Below are 22,147 nucleotides of genomic sequence, written 5' to 3' on the forward strand. Positions count from 1 at the left end.
AATGGGAAAGTTCGTTACATTATTTAATTTATTGCCAAGATTTCATCAAATTGCCATCGGTGTTATTACTTGCAGTCTGCTTTTTATCGCTATTTTTGTACCCAATGATGAAAAAGCACATCAAGAAAAGACACATAATCAAGGGGAGTATGCCTTAAATACTCGGTATATTGTCGATATTCATGATAGAGACAATACTATCAATGACATGATTAACACAACAAGAACAGAAGTTAATCCATTAAATAAGGACCCAATATCCACTCAGGGAGCTCACTTAATCTCCACTACTAATTCAATAAAAACAACGCCTCGATATCATTCCAAAGAGTTTAAAGTAAAAAAAGGGGACACTTTAGCCGCCCTCTTTAAACGTGCAGGCTTAAGTCCTAAAGATGTATACGACATCACCTTATTACCCAAAGCCAAAGCCAATTTGCTTAAAATCTTACCGGGTGAAAAAATCAGCATTAGTAAAAATGATCAGGGTGAGTTTGTTCAATTACAGTACCATTTAGATCCTATCAATACATTAATTATCAATAAAGATAAGGCAGGATATCAGGCAAATATACACAGTAAAACCATTGAATACGGCCAAAGTTTTGCCTCTGCGATCATTGAAACTAATTTTTGGAATGCAGGTATTGATGCATCACTGACCCCGAGTCAAATCATGCAACTCGCCACCCTTTTTGGCTGGGATATTGATTTTGCATTAGATCTTCGTAAAGGCGATCATTTTGCCATCCTGTTTGAAAAAGAGTTTACCGAGGGACAATTTCTCAAAAACGGTCAAATACTGGCTGCTGAATTCATCAACCAAGGAGAGCGCTACACCGCTATTCGCTACACTGATGGCGAATATTATTCTGAAGACGGACGCAGTATGCGTAAAGATTTTTTACGCTCACCTGTGGATTTCAAATATGTTAGTTCTCGTTTTAACCCTAAACGCTTGCACCCTGTTACAGGACAAATTAAAGCACACAGAGGAGTTGACTACGTTGCAGCAATTGGCACACCGATTAAAGCTGCAGGTAAAGGAAGAGTCATAAAATCTTCTTACAACAAATACAATGGCAATTATGTTTTCATTAAACACAATGACACCTATACCACTAAATATTTACACTTGAAAAAACGCAAAGTAAAGACAGGTCAAATCGTTAAGCAAAGTGATATTATAGGCACATTAGGTGCGACAGGTCGCATAACGGGTCCCCATTTACATTATGAATTTATTGTAAATGGTGTCCACCGCAATCCAAGAACCATTGATTTACCTAAGTCAAAGCCTATTGCGAAACAAGAAAAAGCACAATTTCTCGCTCTAAGTAAACAAGTAATGACTACACTTGAACAAAATAAACAAATTCAATTGGCCTATAGAGATTAAGTATGCGATGTCATATTCGCCAACAATCCTATTTAAGAGTATTGCGTTATGAATAAAACTTATTTTATCGGGCTGATGTCTGGCACCAGTATGGATGCTATCGATGCTGTACTGGTTAAATTTAATGGCGACATCCCCACTTTAATCGCTTCGCATCAAGAACCTATGACTGAAAAGGTATTTAAAGATTTAAATAAACTCTGCTTACCTGATCATGATGAAATTAATCGACTTGGACAAATCGACCGTACCACGGGTAAACTTTTTGCCACCGCTGTCAATAAGTTATTAACCTTTTCTGGAGTCAAAAAAGAACAAGTGATTGCTATAGGCTCTCATGGGCAAACCATTCGACATATGCCGAACTTAAACATGGGTTTTACTCTTCAAGTAGGCGATCCCAATACCATTGCCACTGAAACCGGTATTGATGTCATTGCAGACTTTCGAGGAAAAGATATCGCATTAGGTGGTCAAGGCGCACCATTAGTACCTGCATTTCATCAATATGTCTTTTCTAAGCCCCAACAGAAACGAATAATTCTTAATATTGGTGGCATTGCCAATATTACTTTTTTACCCGGCAATGAACATCAAGTATTAGGTTTTGACACTGGACCTGGTAATACGTTAATGGATGCTTGGATCCAACGAATTAAACAAGAGCCTTACGATAAATCAGGGCTATGGGCAGCCACAGGCACAACCGACACTCAAATGCTCAATCAATTATTATCACACCCTTATTTTTCATTAAGTTCCCCTAAAAGTACAGGGCGGGAATTATTCAGTTATGCGTGGCTTGAACAACAATTATCAAATTTTACCCACTTAGAAGAAGCCGATATTCAATCGACTTTATTAGATCTAACCTGCCATAGTATCGCTAAAGACATTCTTACATTATCCCCCAGTGGTGAGCTCTTTGTCTGTGGAGGGGGCGCTTATAATACCCACTTAATGAAACAACTCGCTCAACAATTGCCCAAATACCAAATTCATACCACAGAAAAGTTAGGGATTTCCCCTCAATGGGTAGAAAGCATTGCTTTTGCTTGGTTGGCCATGCGCTATGAATACGCATTACCAGGCAATTTACCTTCCGTAACGGGTGCTTCTCGAACAACAATATTAGGGGGGAAATATTGTGCAAACTAGGGCCTGTTAATCTTTGCTGATTAAATTATGTCCGAGATAAACGTGTTTTAATCGCGGCGAGAGGTCTGATGCCTAGTTATTCTAAGCGAGTGCCTTTCAACAAAGAGTAAAACACGTTTAGTGGATCCTGCCTTATAAAAGAATGAGGACAGCGCTTGTCGATCCTTTCTACGGCGTTATCTCTTATTGATGGACGACCCCATGGATGGGAGGAGGTAGAGTGACGTTTGAACCCAAGCCGAGAACAACTACACCGCATAAGCTCTTCCTTGTATAAAGAAGCGACAAACTACTGCAGAAACACTCACCAAAGATCAACAAGCCCTAGCACAGTCCAATACTAAAGAAGTTAAAAGTACCTATTTAAGCGGGACCTCTTCTTCATTACTGGGCTAAGTGTTATGATCCTTACAATGAATTAAACCCTATTCACCCCTTTCATCATATGATAATAGTCTTGGCACTTTAGTCTGTTTAAGCTTTATCTATAATACGAGAATTTAACATGAGCACCAATGAAAAAAGCTTAAAACAAATAACCCAACTCACTCCAGAAGCCCGTTATGACTTTTTAGTTAACCAAGTTAAAGAGCAGCAAAGCCTTTGGACATTACAAGACATTAACGGCTGTGTGATGTTAACAACGGATGAAGAAGACTGCATCCCCATGTGGCCTTCAGAGGAAGCCGCAACACTTTGGGCAGTTGATGATTGGAAAGATTGCCAGCCATTATCCATTCCATTAACTGAATGGTTAGCACGTTGGGTACCCGGTATGCAAGATGATGATCTTTTTGTGGCTGTGTTCCCTGTTCAAGACGATTTAGGTGTTGTTATCCCTCCTTTTGAATTAGAATCTAGATTACTCCCTAAAAAAGAACATTAATTCAATATTCATTAAATTTTCGGGTATCGATCTTCACAAGCATTAATATAAGCGTGTAAAAATCATCAACGATACCCAATATTTTATTATAGGCAATGAAAACATCAACATTAACTCAGCCAATACATACTAGGGAATAAATCAATGGCAGGAACCCCTAAACCAATAGAAAAGCGCCCTCCTCTTCCAAAACGACTGTTACTGCTTTTAATCTTAACCGCTCTTCCAGCAATAATAGGCTTACAATTTCAGCAAGGCATATTAATTGCCATTTTACTGCTACTCATTATTCTTGCGTCAGTAGGAAGACAAAAAGCAGGATTAATTATGTTACGTTTATACAGTTGCATAGTATTGCTCTTACTCAGCTGTCTGCCGATATTACACTATCAAGGAAGTCATATTGACAGCATCATTGCCCCCTTTCCTGCTATGATGGGACAGTCTAAACTTTTTTACCTACTGCTTTGGATAGCCTGCGCTATTATCGCTATTGTGCAAGTTTATCTGGCGTTTAGCCAAAAAGTAAGTGCTTACTTTAAACAACAAATCAACTTAAATATTATGAGTTAACCCCTAACAGTACCCGATATTCAGTCATGATCAAATGCCTGAATATCACCGCACTTTATCCGCTCTCACTTCAATAAAAAGTTGACCCTTATTGTTTATACTGAAAAACTGGCTCCACAACCACAAGTTGTCGTAGCATTGGGATTTTTAACAAAAAAGCGTGAACCTTCTAAACCTGAAGTATAATCGACTTCTCCCCCAACTAAATACTGAAGACTCATTGGATCAACAACCAATTTGACCCCCTGTTTCTCCACAATAAAATCACCTTCATTTATCTTTTCATCAAAAGTGAATCCATACTGGAAGCCTGAACAGCCCCCCCCCGTCACATAAACACGAAGCTTTAAAGCTTCATTTTCTTCTTCATCGAGTAATACTTTTACTTTCGAAGCCGCGGCATCAGTAAAACTAATGGGCAACGAATCTTCTGTTTCTTCTGTCATGACGACCTCATAAAACGGTTTACTGAGTAAGATTATCTAATGCTTGACTACTTTGATCAAGTATTCCCTCAGCATCTTTTTCTTCTAACTGTAATTCTTTCAAGCTAAACTCTTTCTCAGTTTCAGATCCCTTTGACCAACGTCCTTTTGGCACTTCAACTTTCACTTTTATGCTCGATAACACAAAATCAGCAGGTAAAGTAATTGAGGTTTCTAACACTTGAAAGTAACGAAACTGAAATTGGAAAGGTGTTTTAGAGAGCTGGCTTAAATTGATTGTTTTCCGTTTTCCCTTTGATAACCCTATCAGAGTCACCTTTGCACTCCCCTTCAAAGATTGCTTCTTATCTTGCAATTGAGTCAACACTAATTTTAAACGATATTGATCAGGCAATAAGTCTTTTGATAACTCAAAGCCATTGATCACTACACCATCAGCATTACTTTCTGGAGACATGATACTACGATAAAAAGCGAGTTCTCGCTCTAGCTCTTTTTGCTTAGTATGTTGAGCTTCAAACATCGCTTTCATATCATCATTCGTTTGAATAGCCATACTCAACTCGAGCTTTCTCGCCGCTAACTGTTGATTTAACGCTTGCACTTTTGTCAGTTCACCGCTTACACTTTGAACAGTGCTATCGGCTTTAATATTGATAAAAGGCAATATTGCTTTTAGCGTTAAGCCACCTAGAATAAAAACAATAAGCAATAGCAATAGCAAGTTAACTCTAGATGAATAGAATTTTCTCTCCATTGCTTGAAGGCGATCAAGCCAACGATAATAATTTGACATTAAGCTACAACCTCTCTGTGCCACTTGCACTCATACACTCATAAAATGAGCCACATAAATCAGGATATATTTGTGCCATTGTCCAACAAAAAACAAACCATAAAATGGAATAAAATTGTTAACACACGTTTAAAAGACACACTTTCACAAGCCAAAGTCAGTGTTCAGCTTTGCTTGCTGGCATTATTTTTTGCGCTCATTGCCTCGACAGTCATTGTGATTTTTCGATCACTCCTCGTATGGCTTGACCGTTTCACGCAAACCCAGCAGTTTAATTTTACTGATATGATTGACGACTGGCGAGTATTATTACCCATATTCGGCGCCTTTTTAATTTGGGCAATCGCAAAAGTCGGTTCTAAACGTTACAAAAGAATGGGAATTGCTTATGTATTACATAGAGTTAAGCTTCATTATGGTAAAATTCCGCTTGCATCTGCTCCCGCTCAGTTTTTTCAAGCTTTATTTGCCTTAGCATCACAATTTTCTGTTGGTCGAGAGGGACCTGCGATCCATTTAGGCGCCGTGAGTGCTAGCGTATTAGCCGAAAAATTTAATTTACCCGATAATAGTGTACGTATTATGTGTGCAAGTGGTATTGCAGCGGGTATATCAGCTATCTTTAATGCGCCACTCGCTGCTGTCATTTTTGTACTTGAAGTCATACTCCGTGAATATAAAATTCACTACTTCTTTCCCATTACAATATCGGCAATATGTGGGGCACTATCCAGTCGATTAGTTTTTGGTAATATTCATGCTTTCGATCAAATCAGTGTGATAAAAATCCCCCTCTCCCAATATCCTATTTTAGCCATATCGGGGCTCATCTTAGGTTGTGTCGCCGCATTTTTTAATTTTTCATTACTCACATTAACCGAAAAGTCCCAAAAATGGCCACTCATACAACGGTTACTTATCGCAGGCCTCCTCACCAGTTTCATTGGTTTATTTTTACCTCAAGCAATTGGCAGTAACGAACATGCAATCAGTGAAGCCATACAAGCAGATCCAAGTATGATGCTATTAACTGCTATATTAGTAGGTAAAATTTTTGCCACTGTTGCAGCAGTTGGTCTTGGGATCCCAGGAGGCTTGATTGGACCTCTGTATGGCATTGGTGCATTACTTGGTGCCGTGATTGCTGTATTTTTTCAACAATGGTTTCCTTCATTGACACCTTATATTGGACTTTATGCCATTATCGGCATGACAGCAATGATGGGAGTTTGTTTGAGCGCACCTTTGGCTGCACTGGTTGCTCTAATTGAACTCAGTGATAACACAGCCATTATCTTACCCTCCATGTTTGTCATCATACCTGCCTTTCTTATTTCTCATCAATTTTTTAAAACAAAATCAATTTTTTTCCGCCAGCTTGAGATCATGAATCTCGGATATAAAGTCACCGCCGTTAATTTGGGATTACAAAAAATAGGCGTGCGAGCTATCATGAATAAACACTTTATCTTGGTAGACAATAATAATGAACAGCTATTGGCGGCATTAAAGGAACAACACGGTCATCCCATCTTAACCTATACCGAGCAAAATGACGTAGAAATAGTACAACTTGAATTACATACTAGCCATACTGAAACGACATTGTTAAAGAATAAAATGAGTGGGTTGCCTGATACTTGTACATTAAGTGAAGTGTATCAACGCTTATCTCCACAAAGGCGTGGAAATGTTTTTATTTTTGAGCAAAACACACAAGAGATTGTCGGAATTATTTCTTGGGAAGACTTGCAACGTGAGATCCAATCCGAGCAAATTTAAACTCATTAGACCAGTTTCTCACAACAGAGAGCACAATCCTATATTCATCTCACAATATTCATGAGAATATAGACACTAACAGAAAAATTACTTTTTAGTATAATAAATGACAATAGGCTGGATTGAACCTACCGGTCGCATTACTCGGAGTCTAATATGAGCAGTACAATCCAACCTTCATCATCTTATATTAATAATTCAATTTATGACAATTCAAGTGATAATCAAATGGAATCGGTTAAATCAACGTCACAAGACCATGAAACATTGCGAGAACTCAGAGAAGGTGGTGAAAAAGGCCTTCCTAGCAGCATGACTAAATTATATGAACTCTCTTCACTCACTGGTGAGCAAGCGCAGCAAGCTCAACACATATTAGCCAGTTTAGAACCAAAACCTATTAATCTTGATGTGAGCAGTAAAAGCATGCTGCAAGCTGTCCAAACCTTAGATCAAACCTGTAATACAGCGAGCCAAACAGCTGAAAAAAAAGCGGCTAGTCTCGCAGTAACACGTACCTTCGGCTCTGATATTTCAACGGCGCCTTTCACTGACTTATTGTTGAACAACAGTCATAGAGAATTCAGTACAGGCCCGTCTAATAATAACAATACTTATCAATCTCAAAGTCAATTATTTAGAGAAAGACTAAAAGACCAATAGTCATAATGGTTTGTCGTACTCAGAATAAGACATTTAATCATGTTAATTGTCTCTACATTTTAATAGAAGAATATCAATAGCACATCTTTTCTTAGCATCTGGCATATTCTTCTTGAAATTTAGGTGATTTAAATGACACTTATTTCTCCAAGTAAAACAAGCTTTCTGCAAAATGTTGAACTCAACAGCCTCACAGAAAACAACAATAAGTTTGATTCGCTTTTCAGCGAGCAATATATTTCAGAAGAAACATTTACTCATTTAAACTTAAGCCCAACATTTAGTGAACTTAAGTACTTTGCCAAGCAAGATGACTTCTCTAGCATCGACCTTCTGTTTACATTAACTAGCCGCCGAGATGAAATAGGTAAAGCGGCAACAAAAGTATTAATGGAAATTAAAACAGAAACACTAAAAGGCTCTTATGATCGTGAAGTATTTAACCTCCATTGTGAAAAGTTCTATCAACAATGCCGCTTAAATGAAATAAGTCACCGCTCTCCACAATTATTTCAGTTATCCATTGAAATGTTAACAACACTCATTGATATAAAGCTAACAGGACAAAACCATTCAAGTAATCAAGATATATTTACTTTAATTCAAATATTACAAAAAAAGTCGAATAAAACTCAAGAATATATTGAAGAAAATTTACTCTTAGCTTCTTCTCCTGTTTCAACAACCGAAGAAGAAAGCTTTATTGTTATCTCAAATACTGATTTATCCTCTTCAATATCTAATAATATTCACACAGAAACATCAACACAAAATGGACATCACATTATGGATAGTGATATCTCAAATATAAATCCTCTTTCACTTAGCCCATATTTATTGCTTTCAGACAGTCATCAACAGGCGACTGAATTTTCCACTGTTCAAGGGATCGACCCACTTTCACAATCGCGTCATGAATTTATTGAATTTTTGCAGCATATTAGAAAATCAACCAATTTCAGTGATAATGTGATGAAAAAATTAATTCATAAATGGGATGTAAATAATCCTATTTTTATTCCTAAACCAGAAATTGAAGCGACTTATTCAACAACAAAAACAGCGTATTCTCACTGGCAATCTCGTCTATCAAATACAAATCTAAAAGGTGATGAATCCGTTAAGAAAAACAATAATATTATGCATAACAGTACAATAGTATCCCCCTCGCTTCTTTCTAAAACCCCTGATTTTTTAAAGCCGGATAACATAGAAAAAGAAACACCCAAAAAGGACATTGAAGTACAAACAACGACAATGCCATTGTCAGAAAAACTATCAAGTTGGTTTTCGACTTTCTTAAGTAAAAAGTAAATCGTTAGCAACTAATCTTTAACTGAAAAATTAAGAATCACCTTTTCTTATATAAATATTGTTTACTTACCTCAATTTTCACACCACAGGTTTGACCACTTAATTCAATCTACCTATATATATAGAAGATGAAGTTCATAGAATAAAATATGATAACTGATAATTAATTATCTTTAGGAATATCTTAATGACATCTATCAATCCAGCCTCCACAAGCTTCCTTCACAATATTCGGCTTGATGACTCAAAGCAGCAATCAATTGACTTTGATAAATTATTTACGGATAAAAACATCAGTTCAGAGCGTTTTGAACAATTAAATCTAGCCTCTACTTTTGATAATTTAGAAACATTTGCCTTAAATAATGATGGCGAAAGTATGGAAATACTTTGTAATCTAACAGCAAGAAATGATGAAATAGGAAAGGCAGCAACAAGCGTATTAACTAATATAAGAAACTTATCAGAAGAAAAAACTCATAGACGCGAATTACTCGACTCTATGTGTAATGATCTATATGAAAACTGTAGAAACAATGAGGCTAATAATCGCTCCCCTCAAGTTCACCAATTAACAACAGGTATGCTTGAAGTCATATTAGATATAAAACTATCAACTGAATATGAGCTCAGTAATGAGACACAAAATTTACTGCATTTATTACATCAAAAAAATACTCAAAACTCTGGCTCTTCAGTAGTATTAACGGAAGATAGCATGCTTTCGAATGTAGAATTGAGTAAACAAGAAGTCCTTCAAACTCAAAAGCAAGTACTCAGTAAACCTTCATCATTAACACTTGAAAACCTCGAACTATTCTCATCACAAACTGAAAACAAGCAATTTTCTCTTCAAGAAAGATTAGAAAAAGCTTTTGGTCCTATTACAGCAAGCCAAACAGAATACAGCAGTACAAGCAATGAAACTGTATCAACACCTTTAAGCAGCTTATCTACAACAAGCATTAAACCTAAACAACAAATAGATGTTCAAAGCAATATTAGCGGCTCATTAATGGAGGCTCCGTATATTGATGATACTCAAAGTCAAATAAGTAAAACCAGCTTTATGAGTGGTTCAAGTATCGGAAGTGAAACAACATCAAGCAGTTTCCAAACAATGAGCAACTTAAGATCTAATAGTCCCCTTGATATTCAAAGCCAAAATAGTCAATCAACCCAATACAGTTTACACAGTGATGAAAAAGTAATTTTAGATGATAATCAAGTGCTTGGTTTAACACCTCAAAGCCCAAACAACAGAGGAAGTATCTCAACAACATCCCATTCTAGTACAGAAAAAGATGAATCAGTTTTTAATTCTCACCAAAAAAATAATTCATCACAAGAAGTTAAGTTGCCGCTTGATAAAAGTCAGTCGCAAGTGACATCCACAGATAATCAGTCAAAAGTCACTTGGTATAACCCATTTAGCCTTGCCGCTGCTGGTTTAAACTGGAGTGTTGGACGTGGATTCCAAGATGGACGTCAGAGTTAGGACTAGTTAATCAAACCTAATCTCCCGTCAAGCCGACTAATATTATTAGTCGGCTTTTTAAACATCACTTCACCATCTTCCATCTCATTTGTTCTCAAATAAACACTATTAACTTCTTATCTCATTTCTGCTATCATCGCGCCTCAGCCACGTTCGACTCTACTTTCTTCAACTTTGGGCGTTATGTGCAGCTTTAAGTGCTCCAGACTTACCAGCTTGCAGTATTCTCCCTATAACATTGGAAACAGGCTGATGACTCAGTTTCAAGGATCCCATATCCTCTCAGTAAACCAGCTCGACTTGCATGCAATTGATACTATTTTTAATGTTGCCACCCAAATGACTCCCTATGCTTTAAGACAAAAACGCACACGTGTCCTTGATGGAGCCGTATTAGGCAACTTATTTTTTGAGCCTAGCACGCGTACTCGCGTCAGTTTTGGTTGTGCCTTTAATTTACTCGGTGGTAATGTACGCGAAACAACAGGCATGGCCTCATCGTCACTTTCAAAAGGTGAATCCTTATACGATACTGCTCGCGTGTTATCCACTTACTCTGATGTGATAGCCATGCGCCATCCCGATCCTTTTTCAGTACAAGAGTTTTCCGAAGGTAGTCGTGTCCCCGTTATTAATGGTGGCGATGGCGCCAATGAGCACCCCACTCAAGCCTTATTGGATTTATTTACCATTCAAAAAGAGCTGGCTGCAGGAGGCCGAAATATCAATGGGCTGCATATTGCAATGGTCGGTGATTTACGCTTTGGCCGCACGGTGCATTCTCTGTCTCGTTTATTGTGCATGTATACTAATGTCACTTTTACCCTTGTTTCCCCCAAAGAGCTGTCAATGCCTGAAACAGTGTTGGCGGACATTGAGAAAGCGGGTCACCGAATACACATTACCGATCAACTTGAAGGCCATTTAGACAAAGCAGATATTCTTTATCTCACCCGTATTCAAGAAGAACGCTTTCCATCACAAGAAGAAGCCAATAAATACCGAGGAAAATTTCGATTAAATAAAGGTATTTATACTCAACACTGTAAATCCAACACTGTCATCATGCACCCACTGCCCAGAGACTCGCGCGCCGCAGCAAATGAATTAGATAATGATCTCAATAGTCACCCTAATCTAGCCATTTTCAGACAAGCCGATAATGGGCTGCTCATTCGTATGGCGCTATTTGCATTGACATTGGGGGTCGATAAACAACTCACACAATATGAATGCCCCGTCAATTGGTATTCACGTAAAGCCGACTTTTAATCGACGACCATAACGCAGTCGATAATAGGATTAATTTATCATTTTTAGTAAGGATCACACATGACACGTTCTGATACGCTTTTTGCTCAAGCAAAGAACAGCATTCCAGGTGGTGTAAACTCCCCTGTTCGCGCTTTCAATGGTGTTGGAGGCTCTCCCCGTTTCATTGAAAAAGCTGACGGCGCTTATATTTACGACGCTGATGGAAAAGCCTACATTGACTATGTGGGTTCTTGGGGACCCATGATTTTAGGCCATAATCATCCCGCTATTCGTCAAGCAGTACTTGATGCGGTAGACAATGGTTTATCCTTTGGCGCACCCACCGAACTTGAAATACAAATGGCCGAAAAAGTCATTGAGATGATGCCGTCTATTGAACAAGTACGCATGGTCAGCTCTGGCACAGAGGCCACCATGAGTGCCATTCGTTTAGCCCGTGGTTTTACCCATAGAGATAAAATTATTAAATTTGAAGGTTGCTATCATGGCCATGCAGACTGCTTATTAGTCAAAGCAGGCTCTGGCGCCCTCACATTGGGCCAACCTAGCTCTCCAGGTGTGCCTGAAGATTTTGCTAAGCACACACTCACAGCGGTATATAACGATCTTGAGTCTGTTGAACAATTTTTTAAGCAGTACCCAAATGACATTGCTTGTATTATTTTAGAGCCTGTGGCGGGCAATATGAATTGTATACCGCCCATTGACGGTTTTTTACAAGGCTTAAGAACACTCTGTGATGAGTATGGCGCCTTATTAGTCATTGACGAAGTTATGACAGGTTTTCGCGTGTCTAAAACCGGAGCTCAAGGCCATTATGGTGTCACACCTGATTTAACCACCTTAGGTAAAGTCATTGGCGGCGGCATGCCTGTGGGGGCATTTGGCGGCCGTAAAGAAGTCATGCAATATATTGCGCCAACAGGCCCGGTCTACCAAGCAGGTACCCTATCAGGTAATCCCATTGCAATGGCTGCTGGTCTGGCTCAAATGAATGCATTATGCGAAGAAGGCTTGTATAACGCATTAACTGACAAAACCAGACAAGTTGCACAAGGATTTAAAACCCTCGCTGATAAACATGGTATTCCGATGACCATCAATCTTGTCGGCGGTATGTTTGGCTTCTTTTTCACAAAAGAGCAAAACATCACGCGTTTTGAGCAAGTCACTCAATGTAATCTTGAGCATTTCCAAACCTTCTATCATGGCATGCTTGAGGAAGGTATTTATCTGGCACCGAGCGCTTATGAAGCCAGCTTTTTATCTATGGCTCATGATGATGAAGCCATTGCACTCACGTTGGCCGCAGCCGATCGCGTACTCGCCTCAATGGCATAAGTAACCTGAACTCGGGATAAGCAGCGCCGCTTAATAGCGCTATTTTTGCCCCTATCTATGTTGTGTTTTCTACTAATAGCCCGCTATTAGACACGAAATCCCGCCTTGATATAGACAAAAATAGTGGTATTTAGCCAAATTAAACAATAAACAATAACGGGATTGATTTTAACCTATTGACTTTAAATGGATTAATACTGCTCTTAGACACTCATTATCCCGAGTTCAGGTTAAGTAGACTAACACCACAATGTGATGACACCTTGGGTAATCGCCGCTTTTCTTCGAAAGGCGCGATACCCTAATAAGCCTGTTCACTCTCAACACTCAACATTTATTTAACATTATGAAAATAAAGTTATTTTTATCAATTTCACTTGCCATATGTTAATAGCTGTGGTCAGATCCCTTTCCAAATTGTCTTTGTTTTATCAATGCAATTGAAATCCACTTTTCTTTGGTTAAACCTGTCATTTATCAATCTTGGAATGCCACCATGCTGTCTTTGTTTTTGCTCTCATTAGCAGTACTTGCCCTACTCAGTATTATCTTTGAAGAAGTCACCCATATTAATAAAGCCAAAACCACCTTGTTTTTAGGCTGTATCTCTTGGGTCACCTTATTTATTTGTGCCGACAATCCGACTCAGCAACACTTAGTGTCTGAGCAGCTCAATGAAAACTTATTAGAAATCGCCACACTCTGGTTATTTTTAATGTCCACCATGACCTTTGTGGCTTACCTCAATTCAAAAGGCCTTATTCAAGTACTAGTTCAGAAAATTTTTCCTCAAGAGTTATCGGTTCGATTATTAATGATCTTAGTCGCGCTGTTTTCCCTAGTACTTTCCTCATTTTGTGATAACGTGACCTCAACGTTAGTGTCACTGGGTTTATTAACGACCTTTAAACTTGAAGCAAAAGTCCGCCTGCGTATGGCGGTATTGATTATTTTTGCAGTCAACTCTGGCGGCGTAGCGTTGATCACAGGCGATGTCACTACATTAATGATCTTCTTAGAAGGCCATGTCAAAATCTCTGAATTATTAATGCTCTCGATTCCGTCCATGATCAGTGTAATGCTGCTAGCTATTATTTTCTCAATAAAATCAAAAGGGCAAGTTTGCACCACACCGGTTAAACATCAATATCAGGCTGTGGATATTATTATTGCCATCATCTTTTTTAGTACCATCTTAGCCACCATGGCCTTAAATGTGCTGTATGCTATCCCGCCTGTACTGACCTTTTTAACCGGTTTGTCTGTGATGTTTTTAATTGGGCATATTTTTAGAAGCAATAAAGAGGAAAGCCGAATTTTAGAATATGTGCGTCAAATTGAATATGACACCCTGCTGTTCTTCTTAGGTATTTTATTATTGGTCGGTATGCTCAAAGAAATTGGCACTCTGGATTTATTGGCACAGGCCTATACCCGATTTGATCCCAATATCTCCAACTTCATAACGGGTATTGGCTCAGCACTGCTTGATAATGTGCCCTTAACCGCCGCACTCTTAAAAGCCGATCCTATCCTTAATACGCCAGAGTGGCTAAGTTTAACCTATGCCGTCGGCGTAGGCGGATCCTTACTGGTCATCGGCTCAGCCGCGGGCATTATTGCCATGACCAAAGTCAAAGAGCTCACCTTTGTCAGCTATCTACGCTATGTACCCGCCCTATTCCTTTGCTATAGCATTGGCTATAGCCTCACCTTGTACTTGGCCTATCATTTTTATTCTTAAGCCTTAGCCATCATGGCTGAGCTCATGAAGTCCCACTTGTCTTTTAATAGGCAGTGGGCCTTCACTTTTACTGTGTCAATTCATCCAATGTTAAATTTATCTGGAATGAATTCTCATTCTGTTTTTCGTTCTCTAAAACAGCGCTTCTACGAACCATTAATGCTCCTATATCAAGCTATCAACTCATATTAAGTAGGTAAGCTTACTAGGCTACGATAATAAAACCCTTGGCTACACTACTGCGATAATGGCTTTATTATTCTTAAGATGAATGGTTTTATACATAAGTCAGCAAACATTGAAACCGCTGCGATTACCAATATACCAATAAGTGGAATAATTGCGCCAGTAAACAGTATTGACCCCCATACATATCCAAAAATACACTCCGCTCTATAGATAGGTAAGAATAGCCCCACCACGAACAGGCCTAGGGATAAATATATGGCAATATTACCGTAACCGATAGTAAAACTGACGGACTGTAAGATACTTAACATCAGCATTCCCACAAAACCGATAAGCGCTCTATTTAAAAGCTTTCTTGTTACTAAGCTATCACCAGATTGAAAATTGACACGCTTTTTAATCTGCGCCATCGCAAACCAAGCTAAAAAGGGCAAGATCAAGAGCCCCCACCAATTTGATATTGCAGGATAGTCTGAACGATTCAACAAATGATGGCTCACGATTCCGCCGTTTAAATGCTCCCAGAGTAGATGTCCAATTTCAAAAAAAACGGCCATTGAAACAATGCAATATGTTAACTTTCTAAAGTGCTCTTCAGTCATATTCATCCTTAAATGTTGATGTTCCTAAATACGTAACCTAACGTTTTACTATGGGAGAAATTAGCCGTTGGCTATACTTGATCGAAACATAAAAAGCGTCACATTCACTATTGATACTATAATCATTTGTTATGTTCTTTTTTTCCACGATTGACCAAAGGCTAATGTTTTTGAATCTAAAGCTAAAAACTCTTTTTCCTTCACTAACTTTTGAATTTCATTTTTAAATCTACCTAGCTTATCTAATGCTATAAACACTTGCTTATTCGCCACTGAATATTCTTCAAGTATCGCTTCGATTGCATGATCCTCAATATTAGAAAAAACAATTAAATCATGAATTAATATAGGGAGATAGGTCTCTTCAAGAATACTCATATCCAACGCTACCATATTAGCGTATGCCTTTCCTGTCCCAGAGTCTTCATTATGTTTAAACTCGTATCTAGTTTCAGAAAGTTTGATCTGAGGCGTCACCGGCTTTCCTTCATAAAAGATGCTGATATATTCGGCCATTTTTGAATTGAGTTTACTTTCTATGCTAGCCAGAGATTGAGTTGTTTTTTCGGTGATTTTCTCCGAGATAGTAACAACCTCGGTATCTATAGAAGATTTAATATCACGAAATCTGATTTGATCTCGTAAACTCCTTTCTTCGAAAGATAAATCTAACATCTTATCCACTAACCCAGATGGCTTTTCTATCATCCCTGTAGACTCAAGCAACCTCTTATCAGCTTCACTTATTTCAAATTCAAGTTCTTTAACTTGATCATCTAGAATCTGTTTTTCATATCTGAGTTCAGCTTTAAGAATTTTGGAAACACCTGAATGAAATTGCTCGACTTTAGTCAATCTCCCACTATTAACCTCGGGGAAATACTCTTCAAGTTTATCGAAATGTTTTTTATTGACTGCACTTCCATATGTTAAGTTAGTCTCTATTCTTTTTTGTCGACTTTTTAACTGAAACAGCGACCGTACAAGAGCATCTTTTTCAGCTTTAATCTTAAAATTTTCTTTACTGATGATTTTATTCGCGTTTATAGAGTGAGCTTCTATAACTTTTTTAATCTCATTTATTTCCGACTCAACTTCTTCAATCCTTTTCTCACTTTTTTCCTTTTCTCTCTTAGTTAGTGACTTTATGTAACCTTCATCAAATGCGCCTTTCAGAATACTTTTCTTCTTAGAAGTTGCTGTTTTTTCTTTTTCTAAGCTCTTTAAAACACCATAGAAGGAAAATAATTTAAGTAGATTCGGTTTTATTTTTTGATAGGGTTCACTAGGAAAAGAGTTTAACGGTTTGTTTGGGTTATCGTTTTCTTTTCCCCATATCCTAAAGAATGGGTTAACCGCTCCCCTAAAGCTCGCACCCTCTTCAGGGAATATATAGTTCTTTTTAAGAAAGCTTCTATATTCGTCCACTGACTTTTCAGGCTTCTCATCTTCACTTAAAAAGACAACTATTTTAGGGTCATTTGTGCTTCTAGCAAAACAATATTTTTCGCCACCAAAAATAAAATCCATCTCGATGGTTATTGCCCCTACATTATCCATTACATCAGAGCAAAGACTGATAAAATCATCGCCTGCCAATGCAAAATCAATAAGCATCAAAACAGAGGATTTTCCAATGGAATTAGCACCATCCTCGGGCCCAACAAGAGCATTCAAACCAGCTTCGAATTCAAGTTTCCCTGTAGCTAATTTATTGCACCTTAATTCTTTCAGCATTTTTTTACTTTCCCTAAATCTAAATTCACTTCTATTTTCCCTAAAACGAAAAGGATATCTATTGCATAAATAAACTCTTCTAAATCTATAAATTTTGCCTTAGTCTTCTTGTAAATTTCAGATAGAGAGGTTTCTTCAAATTCCACGTCTAGAATGTATGTCATTTTGAATATGATGGATTCTTTTAACGGTATGGTTTTGCTTGGGGTAATCATGAGTAGACCTCACAATTTTGAACAAAAAATGAAACAAGTATTTCTGATGCCTCAGTGCTTTTGCATTTAGAGCTGTTAATAAGCCAATCAGTCAAAGCCGAAAATATTTGTGTCTGGTCTAAGCTTTTCTTCTTAAGTTTTAAGTAATAAGATCTTATCTGGCTATAAATTGCGTCTGAAGTATATGGTGTTTCTTTATCTAGTTCTGCGAATTTATCTTTAATTTCAGGGTAAAAGTATTTTATATTATTCTTTATTTTAAGCTTCACTAAACCATTCAAAGTATCATCTGATTTAGCATCAACTTTAAGAGCTTCTAATGATAACTCTTCTAATAAGTCCCCAGAATGAGTGGCTAGTGATGTAATAATTTCGTGTATTTCACTATCAATAGAATTGGCAAACCAACTGTTTTTTAAATTGCTCAAGCGTTGAAGCTCTTTTTTGATAGAAATCATTTCACGATATCCCTCGACTGTACGAGGGTTATCAAAGATTTTATGGCAATCCCTACAAAGAGCTATTAAATTATCTTCATGATCAACATCATCATTCAACGTTTCTTCATTTTTAAGCAGTTCTGTTTCATCTGGCCTAGGGCTATGTGGATAAATATGGGCAACTTCAAAAAGCTTTGTCATTTGTCCTTTTCCCTTTTTCATAAGGGGCTTAGTGCACTTAGGACAAATACCACTGACCTCATCAAATAAGACCAGCCTCATATTCTCTGTTGGCTTTTTTCTTTCTATATCTGATTTAGCCACTCAACTTCCTTATTTCTTCAAAAACCAAGATTAGTAGAACCAAGCATAGAGTCGGTAATAGAACATAAAGCTTATTGATTTGCAGCAGGATAACCTTCCAGACTAATGGCTATTTTTTTAAACAAATCATTAAAATAGAGCATTATACCAACCCATTCAGCCAGTAAGCTACCACCCAAACCGTACTTTTGTAAATACAATGTTTAAATTAAACAAAAAGAAAAGCAAAACCATTGATCTAGCTCACAAGTTTCATTTATACCTCCCTAAATAACAAAAGGCTAATTCGAAAAAACACCCTGCTTTATTGCTTTTGCTTTGAGAGTCCCATCGGAGTGGCTGAAGTTCGTTTGAATAAATGGCGTAAAACAGATATGGATATCTGTTTAATTTTCGGGCTATAGGGATGTAGCATCGGAAATGTTAGCTATTTCTTCAAGACAGAACAAAGCAGCAAACTTATGCATATCACTCCGTCGGGCGTTATGGTGGTCATTAGGAGGATAAGGACGAGCAGTCCTCCTAATCCCAGTGTGAGTGGGAACTCACTACTTTAGCCTGCCGCAGGCAATCAATATCAATAAAATTACAAACTGAAAAACTCTCGCCAATACCAATGAAGCCAAACGCGAGTTTATATTTACCCAGTGTGAGTGGGAACTCACGACCTTCTATTTAAGCGAAGCTTAATACTCAATTCTGTATGGGTGGCCATGCCACCCAACTCCCTAAGCTGCTGGTACGGAGAATTTATTTCCTGAAATCTCAAGCACCACATCTTGCGGCCTTATTTCAATGATTTTTAATTTTCCTTGGATCAGATCCCCTTGTTGTAGCTCTACACCATCGACATTAAGCCAACGCTTATCTACATTACTGGAATAGACGTGTCCATTAATATTAAACTCTGGCACTTGCAATTGAACCGCTGTGGGTAATTGTCCGTATTTAGGCACCTGTGTTGATGACTCAGCAAAGGTATAAGCTGGTGGCTTACTTGATGCCTGAGCTGATGGCTCTGTTGATGTGCTGGCCGATAGCTGAACGTCAGCGGCTTGTGCATGCTCCCTTTCCACTTGCCTTAACTCTTTTTGAAGTGTTGCAATGAGTAATGCATTTTCTTCACTTGTCGGGGCTTGTTCGGTGTTAGCGGCTAAAAGCGCTGCCACTTTCGTTTGAGCTGACGTTGGCTCTACCGATTTTGATGGTACTGAACTTGACGGTATTCGTTTTGACTGTGCACCATGAACCTGAGTAGATTTATCGCTCAAGCCCACTTCAGAGGCGGCTATTGCCACTTCTTTTTTAAGTGCTGCAAGTCTATCTTGACCTTTTTGATTGCTATTAGCCCCCAATATCATTGGCTCTTGTTTAGCCACATCTCTTTTTGCACTCACTGTGAGCGTTTTTTTCTCAATGGGTGCAGGCAAACTCCCGCCAGCCAAGCTCTCGTCTGTCACCGCTCTTTCAGTATATCGAGGGCCTATCGCCGTCACGGTTTCCGCTTTTGCTAGCCTCTGTGCGGTCATTCTACTTTCAATGGGGGCTATAGGCTGAGCTTGAGGCACGGGTAAAGCCGATTTTCCGACAAAAGTGATAGAGGCGACCTGTGCTTGACTATTCACAGCTTGATTATTCACCGCTTGGCTATTAATGACTTGATGATTAACTGCCTTACTTGGCTCAATAACAACTTTTTGGGACGCATAAGACGTGGACAATGCCTCATTCTTTGACGTTAGAGTCACTCCCTCATCAACAGATTGTGACTCAACAGCTAATCCATTAATCATAAAACGACTCACAGCCCAAGCTAACACGCTTGACGAAACAATGATAATGACGAACACAATCGCTTTTTTTGTGAGGTTATCTTTTCGCTGGGTTGAATAAAAATCCAACCTCGGTGTCAATACAGGATCGATATTCGCTTCTTGCTGTTTTGAACGTGTCACTGCATCTAATAAAATAGACATTAATAGTACCCTCCCTTATTACCTAACCCTTTATCACCTAATCGCGGGCCTTGGGTACTTAAATACAAATTTAACTGAGATAAAGTTTGACTACCTGCAATACCATCGGCCCTCAATCCGTGTTGTTGTTGGAACATTTTTAGCTCTTGTTTTAGGCCTTTATCAAAAGTACTGACTAAACGCGGGGGGCGATCTAATACTAATGCTAAGCTATTTTCCAACCATTGAAGTTGATTAACACTCGCACGTTCATCAATTACCACTGGGGCAGACGCAGCCTCTGCAAACACTTCATAGGTACCTGAAAAATGATGATTAAACCACTGCTTACTCACCCACAACTGTTGCTCATTTAACTGCAGCAAGACTTGCTCATTGTCATTCGCCAATAAAGTGCCATAAAAGAGCTGTTCTTTTTCATCAACCAGATAAACAATGGCCGGATAATTCAGTTTCAATAATTGCAGTAAATTGCCTTGTAATTGAAAGCACACCAAACCTTGCATACTGGCCGCTTGACACCCGCTCAGTCCAATGTAGGGAACTTTGCCCCACGCACCTAATAAGCTGGCATATGCAGGTGCTATCTGCCGACTTTTCTCTATAGTCGAGGTTAATAATGAAGCAGGTTTATTCGCTATAGTGGCGGCAACACTGACGGCAGGAACCTGCTTTTCTGCTGACGATGGCATAGTCAGATGGGAGCCTTCCCTCTTATTACTCATGCCATCATGGCTCATCTCTTGATTGCCCAGCCCTTGAGTGCCTAACCTTTGATGATTCATCTCTTGATGACTGGGGGCTTGTACTATTGACTGCTCAATTGGCTGTTTAAGTGAAAGCTTTACATCATTTGAACTGGCATCCGCATAGAATAAATAGAAAACCACTGAAAAAACACTCATAAAAACAATGCCTGCCACCCAAGGAAACAGGCCGTTTTGACTCTTTTTCTCTTCTCCTGACACTTCAAAATAAGCCGACTTCACCATTTTTGCATCAATCATACTGCGACTATGGGCAAAACCGGCCATTAAGGCTCGCTCAGCAATCAAGTTGATTAACCTTGGGATCCCGCCACTGCATTGGTGAAGTGCTTTAATGGCCCCTCGGTTGAACAACAGTTGTTGTCGACCAGCAACTTGCAATCGGTGCAGCACATAAAAGCCCACTTCCTCTAACGTTAAAGGCAATAAATGGTAACGCGCGGTGATCCTTTGTGCTAATTGCCTCAACTCCTGTCTTCTTAGCAATTGCTGTAATTCGGGCTGGCCAATTAAAATCACTTGCAATAATTTCTTTGTATCCGTTTCTAAATTGGTTAATAACCGTAATTGTTCTAATACTTCAGGACGTAAATGCTGCGCCTCATCAATAATCAACACTGTATTACGTTGAGCTTGATGATTATTTAGCAAGAAGCCGCTGATTAAATCCGTTAATTGCTTAATGCTCGGATTATCTGTGTAACAAATACTGAGTTCATCACACAGGGTGGCTAATAATTCTTGCTCGGTCAGTGACGGATTGAGGATAAAAGCAGTATCGGTATTATCAGGTAGTCGGTTTAATAGACTACGTGATACGGTGGTTTTTCCTGTTCCCACTTCACCGGTTAAGAGTACAAAACCTCCCGTCTCACCTAAGCCATAGGTTAAATGCGCGAGTGCTTCTCTGTGCCTACCACTTAGAAATAAATAATGGGGGTTAGGCGCGATCGAAAAGGGGTTATCGCTGAGTCCATAAAAAGCCTTGTACATAACGTGCAAAAATCCTCAATAAAAAGTCC

General features: G+C 38.6%; 19 protein-coding genes. 11 read left to right on the forward strand and 8 right to left on the reverse strand.

Annotation, left to right across the window (positions count from 1 at the left end; all coding sequences use genetic code 11):
• The first annotated feature begins 1 nt into the window (after position 1).
• From Q0976_RS06790 to Q0976_RS06805, 4 genes are all read left to right on the forward strand, one after another.
• A complete protein-coding gene (locus Q0976_RS06790) occupies positions 2-1,399 on the forward strand; it encodes a peptidoglycan DD-metalloendopeptidase family protein (protein ID WP_299492325.1) in 1,398 nt (465 codons plus the stop codon).
• A gap of 48 nt (positions 1,400-1,447) precedes the next feature.
• Positions 1,448-2,557 (forward strand): anhydro-N-acetylmuramic acid kinase, encoded by a 1,110-nt coding sequence (locus Q0976_RS06795; protein WP_299492327.1) that lies wholly within the window; start codon positions 1,448-1,450, stop codon positions 2,555-2,557.
• Between the two features lie 505 nt (positions 2,558-3,062).
• Entirely contained in the window at positions 3,063-3,443 is a 381-nt protein-coding gene (locus tag Q0976_RS06800; protein WP_299492329.1) for a DUF2750 domain-containing protein, read from the forward strand.
• Positions 3,444-3,587: 144 nt separating this feature from the next.
• On the forward strand, positions 3,588-4,016 hold the full coding sequence (locus Q0976_RS06805; RefSeq protein WP_299492331.1) for a hypothetical protein: 429 nt from the start codon (positions 3,588-3,590) through the stop codon (positions 4,014-4,016).
• 95 nt (positions 4,017-4,111) lie between these two features.
• Here Q0976_RS06805 and erpA read toward each other — a convergent pair whose 3' ends face one another.
• Positions 4,112-4,462 carry an iron-sulfur cluster insertion protein ErpA gene (erpA, locus tag Q0976_RS06810; RefSeq protein ID WP_299492333.1) on the reverse strand — a complete coding sequence of 117 codons (351 nt, stop codon included), beginning with the start codon at positions 4,460-4,462 and terminating at the stop codon, positions 4,112-4,114.
• Positions 4,463-4,481: 19 nt separating this feature from the next.
• A complete protein-coding gene (locus Q0976_RS06815) occupies positions 4,482-5,258 on the reverse strand; it encodes a DUF6776 family protein (protein WP_299492335.1) in 777 nt (258 codons plus the stop codon).
• A 72-nt stretch (positions 5,259-5,330) separates the two neighbouring features.
• Here Q0976_RS06815 and Q0976_RS06820 point away from each other — a divergent pair, with 72 nt between their 5' ends.
• The 7 genes from Q0976_RS06820 to nhaD all read left to right on the forward strand — a co-directional run bounded on the left by Q0976_RS06820 (position 5,331) and on the right by nhaD (position 14,875).
• Positions 5,331-7,040 (forward strand): chloride channel protein, encoded by a 1,710-nt coding sequence (locus Q0976_RS06820; RefSeq protein WP_299492337.1) that lies wholly within the window; start codon positions 5,331-5,333, stop codon positions 7,038-7,040.
• A gap of 156 nt (positions 7,041-7,196) precedes the next feature.
• A complete protein-coding gene (locus Q0976_RS06825; protein ID WP_299492339.1) occupies positions 7,197-7,703 on the forward strand; it encodes a hypothetical protein in 507 nt (168 codons plus the stop codon).
• Between the two features lie 132 nt (positions 7,704-7,835).
• Complete coding sequence (locus Q0976_RS06830; protein WP_299492341.1) at positions 7,836-9,017, forward strand: hypothetical protein; 1,182 nt, start codon at positions 7,836-7,838, stop codon at positions 9,015-9,017.
• A 187-nt stretch (positions 9,018-9,204) separates the two neighbouring features.
• On the forward strand, positions 9,205-10,515 hold the full coding sequence (locus tag Q0976_RS06835; RefSeq protein WP_299492343.1) for a hypothetical protein: 1,311 nt from the start codon (positions 9,205-9,207) through the stop codon (positions 10,513-10,515).
• 252 nt (positions 10,516-10,767) lie between these two features.
• The gene (locus Q0976_RS06840; protein WP_299492345.1) at positions 10,768-11,787 is read left to right on the forward strand and encodes an aspartate carbamoyltransferase; all 1,020 of its coding nucleotides are present in this window, start codon (positions 10,768-10,770) and stop codon (positions 11,785-11,787) included.
• Positions 11,788-11,847: 60 nt separating this feature from the next.
• Entirely contained in the window at positions 11,848-13,131 is a 1,284-nt protein-coding gene (gene hemL, locus Q0976_RS06845; RefSeq protein WP_299492347.1) for a glutamate-1-semialdehyde 2,1-aminomutase, read from the forward strand.
• 496 nt (positions 13,132-13,627) lie between these two features.
• Complete coding sequence (nhaD, locus tag Q0976_RS06850) at positions 13,628-14,875, forward strand: sodium:proton antiporter NhaD (protein WP_299492349.1); 1,248 nt, start codon at positions 13,628-13,630, stop codon at positions 14,873-14,875.
• A gap of 236 nt (positions 14,876-15,111) precedes the next feature.
• Here the strand turns inward: nhaD and Q0976_RS06855 are convergent, their stop codons facing one another.
• The 6 genes from Q0976_RS06855 to Q0976_RS06880 all read right to left on the reverse strand — a co-directional run bounded on the left by Q0976_RS06855 (position 15,112) and on the right by Q0976_RS06880 (position 22,118).
• On the reverse strand, positions 15,112-15,666 hold the full coding sequence (locus tag Q0976_RS06855; protein WP_299492351.1) for a hypothetical protein: 555 nt from the start codon (positions 15,664-15,666) through the stop codon (positions 15,112-15,114).
• 129 nt (positions 15,667-15,795) lie between these two features.
• Positions 15,796-17,403 carry a DUF2326 domain-containing protein gene (locus Q0976_RS06860; protein ID WP_299492353.1) on the reverse strand — a complete coding sequence of 536 codons (1,608 nt, stop codon included), beginning with the start codon at positions 17,401-17,403 and terminating at the stop codon, positions 15,796-15,798.
• The gene (locus tag Q0976_RS06865; protein WP_299492355.1) at positions 17,397-17,618 is read right to left on the reverse strand and encodes an ABC-three component system middle component 7; all 222 of its coding nucleotides are present in this window, start codon (positions 17,616-17,618) and stop codon (positions 17,397-17,399) included. The genes Q0976_RS06860 and Q0976_RS06865 overlap by 7 nt, the downstream gene beginning before the upstream one ends.
• A complete protein-coding gene (locus tag Q0976_RS06870) occupies positions 17,615-18,382 on the reverse strand; it encodes an ABC-three component system protein (RefSeq protein ID WP_299492357.1) in 768 nt (255 codons plus the stop codon). Before Q0976_RS06870 ends, Q0976_RS06865 begins: the two co-directional genes overlap by 4 nt.
• A 728-nt stretch (positions 18,383-19,110) precedes the next feature.
• Complete coding sequence (locus Q0976_RS06875; RefSeq protein ID WP_299492359.1) at positions 19,111-20,358, reverse strand: general secretion pathway protein GspB; 1,248 nt, start codon at positions 20,356-20,358, stop codon at positions 19,111-19,113.
• The gene (locus Q0976_RS06880) at positions 20,358-22,118 is read right to left on the reverse strand and encodes an ExeA family protein (protein ID WP_299492361.1); all 1,761 of its coding nucleotides are present in this window, start codon (positions 22,116-22,118) and stop codon (positions 20,358-20,360) included. Before Q0976_RS06880 ends, Q0976_RS06875 begins: the two co-directional genes overlap by 1 nt.
• Between the last annotated feature and the right edge of the window lie 29 nt (positions 22,119-22,147).

It is taken from the genome of uncultured Shewanella sp., from assembly GCF_947501665.1.
Classification (GTDB): Bacteria; Pseudomonadota; Gammaproteobacteria; order Enterobacterales; family Shewanellaceae; genus Shewanella.

What these genes read in the sequence shown, in the direction of transcription:
- Q0976_RS06790 (WP_299492325.1), top strand. Translation starts at nt 2, where the DNA reads ATGGGAAAGTTCGTTACATTATTTAATTTATTGCCAAGATTTCATCAA.
- Q0976_RS06795 (WP_299492327.1), top strand. Translation starts at nt 1,448, where the DNA reads ATGAATAAAACTTATTTTATCGGGCTGATGTCTGGCACCAGTATGGAT.
- Q0976_RS06800 (WP_299492329.1), top strand. Translation starts at nt 3,063, where the DNA reads ATGAGCACCAATGAAAAAAGCTTAAAACAAATAACCCAACTCACTCCA.
- Q0976_RS06805 (WP_299492331.1), top strand. Translation starts at nt 3,588, where the DNA reads ATGGCAGGAACCCCTAAACCAATAGAAAAGCGCCCTCCTCTTCCAAAA.
- erpA (WP_299492333.1), bottom strand. Translation starts at nt 4,462, where the DNA reads ATGACAGAAGAAACAGAAGATTCGTTGCCCATTAGTTTTACTGATGCC.
- Q0976_RS06815 (WP_299492335.1), bottom strand. Translation starts at nt 5,258, where the DNA reads ATGTCAAATTATTATCGTTGGCTTGATCGCCTTCAAGCAATGGAGAGA.
- Q0976_RS06825 (WP_299492339.1), top strand. Translation starts at nt 7,197, where the DNA reads ATGAGCAGTACAATCCAACCTTCATCATCTTATATTAATAATTCAATT.
- Q0976_RS06830 (WP_299492341.1), top strand. Translation starts at nt 7,836, where the DNA reads ATGACACTTATTTCTCCAAGTAAAACAAGCTTTCTGCAAAATGTTGAA.
- Q0976_RS06835 (WP_299492343.1), top strand. Translation starts at nt 9,205, where the DNA reads ATGACATCTATCAATCCAGCCTCCACAAGCTTCCTTCACAATATTCGG.
- Q0976_RS06840 (WP_299492345.1), top strand. Translation starts at nt 10,768, where the DNA reads ATGACTCAGTTTCAAGGATCCCATATCCTCTCAGTAAACCAGCTCGAC.
- hemL (WP_299492347.1), top strand. Translation starts at nt 11,848, where the DNA reads ATGACACGTTCTGATACGCTTTTTGCTCAAGCAAAGAACAGCATTCCA.
- nhaD (WP_299492349.1), top strand. Translation starts at nt 13,628, where the DNA reads ATGCTGTCTTTGTTTTTGCTCTCATTAGCAGTACTTGCCCTACTCAGT.
- Q0976_RS06855 (WP_299492351.1), bottom strand. Translation starts at nt 15,666, where the DNA reads ATGACTGAAGAGCACTTTAGAAAGTTAACATATTGCATTGTTTCAATG.
- Q0976_RS06860 (WP_299492353.1), bottom strand. Translation starts at nt 17,403, where the DNA reads ATGCTGAAAGAATTAAGGTGCAATAAATTAGCTACAGGGAAACTTGAA.
- Q0976_RS06865 (WP_299492355.1), bottom strand. Translation starts at nt 17,618, where the DNA reads ATGATTACCCCAAGCAAAACCATACCGTTAAAAGAATCCATCATATTC.
- Q0976_RS06875 (WP_299492359.1), bottom strand. Translation starts at nt 20,358, where the DNA reads ATGTCTATTTTATTAGATGCAGTGACACGTTCAAAACAGCAAGAAGCG.
- Q0976_RS06880 (WP_299492361.1), bottom strand. Translation starts at nt 22,118, where the DNA reads ATGTACAAGGCTTTTTATGGACTCAGCGATAACCCCTTTTCGATCGCG.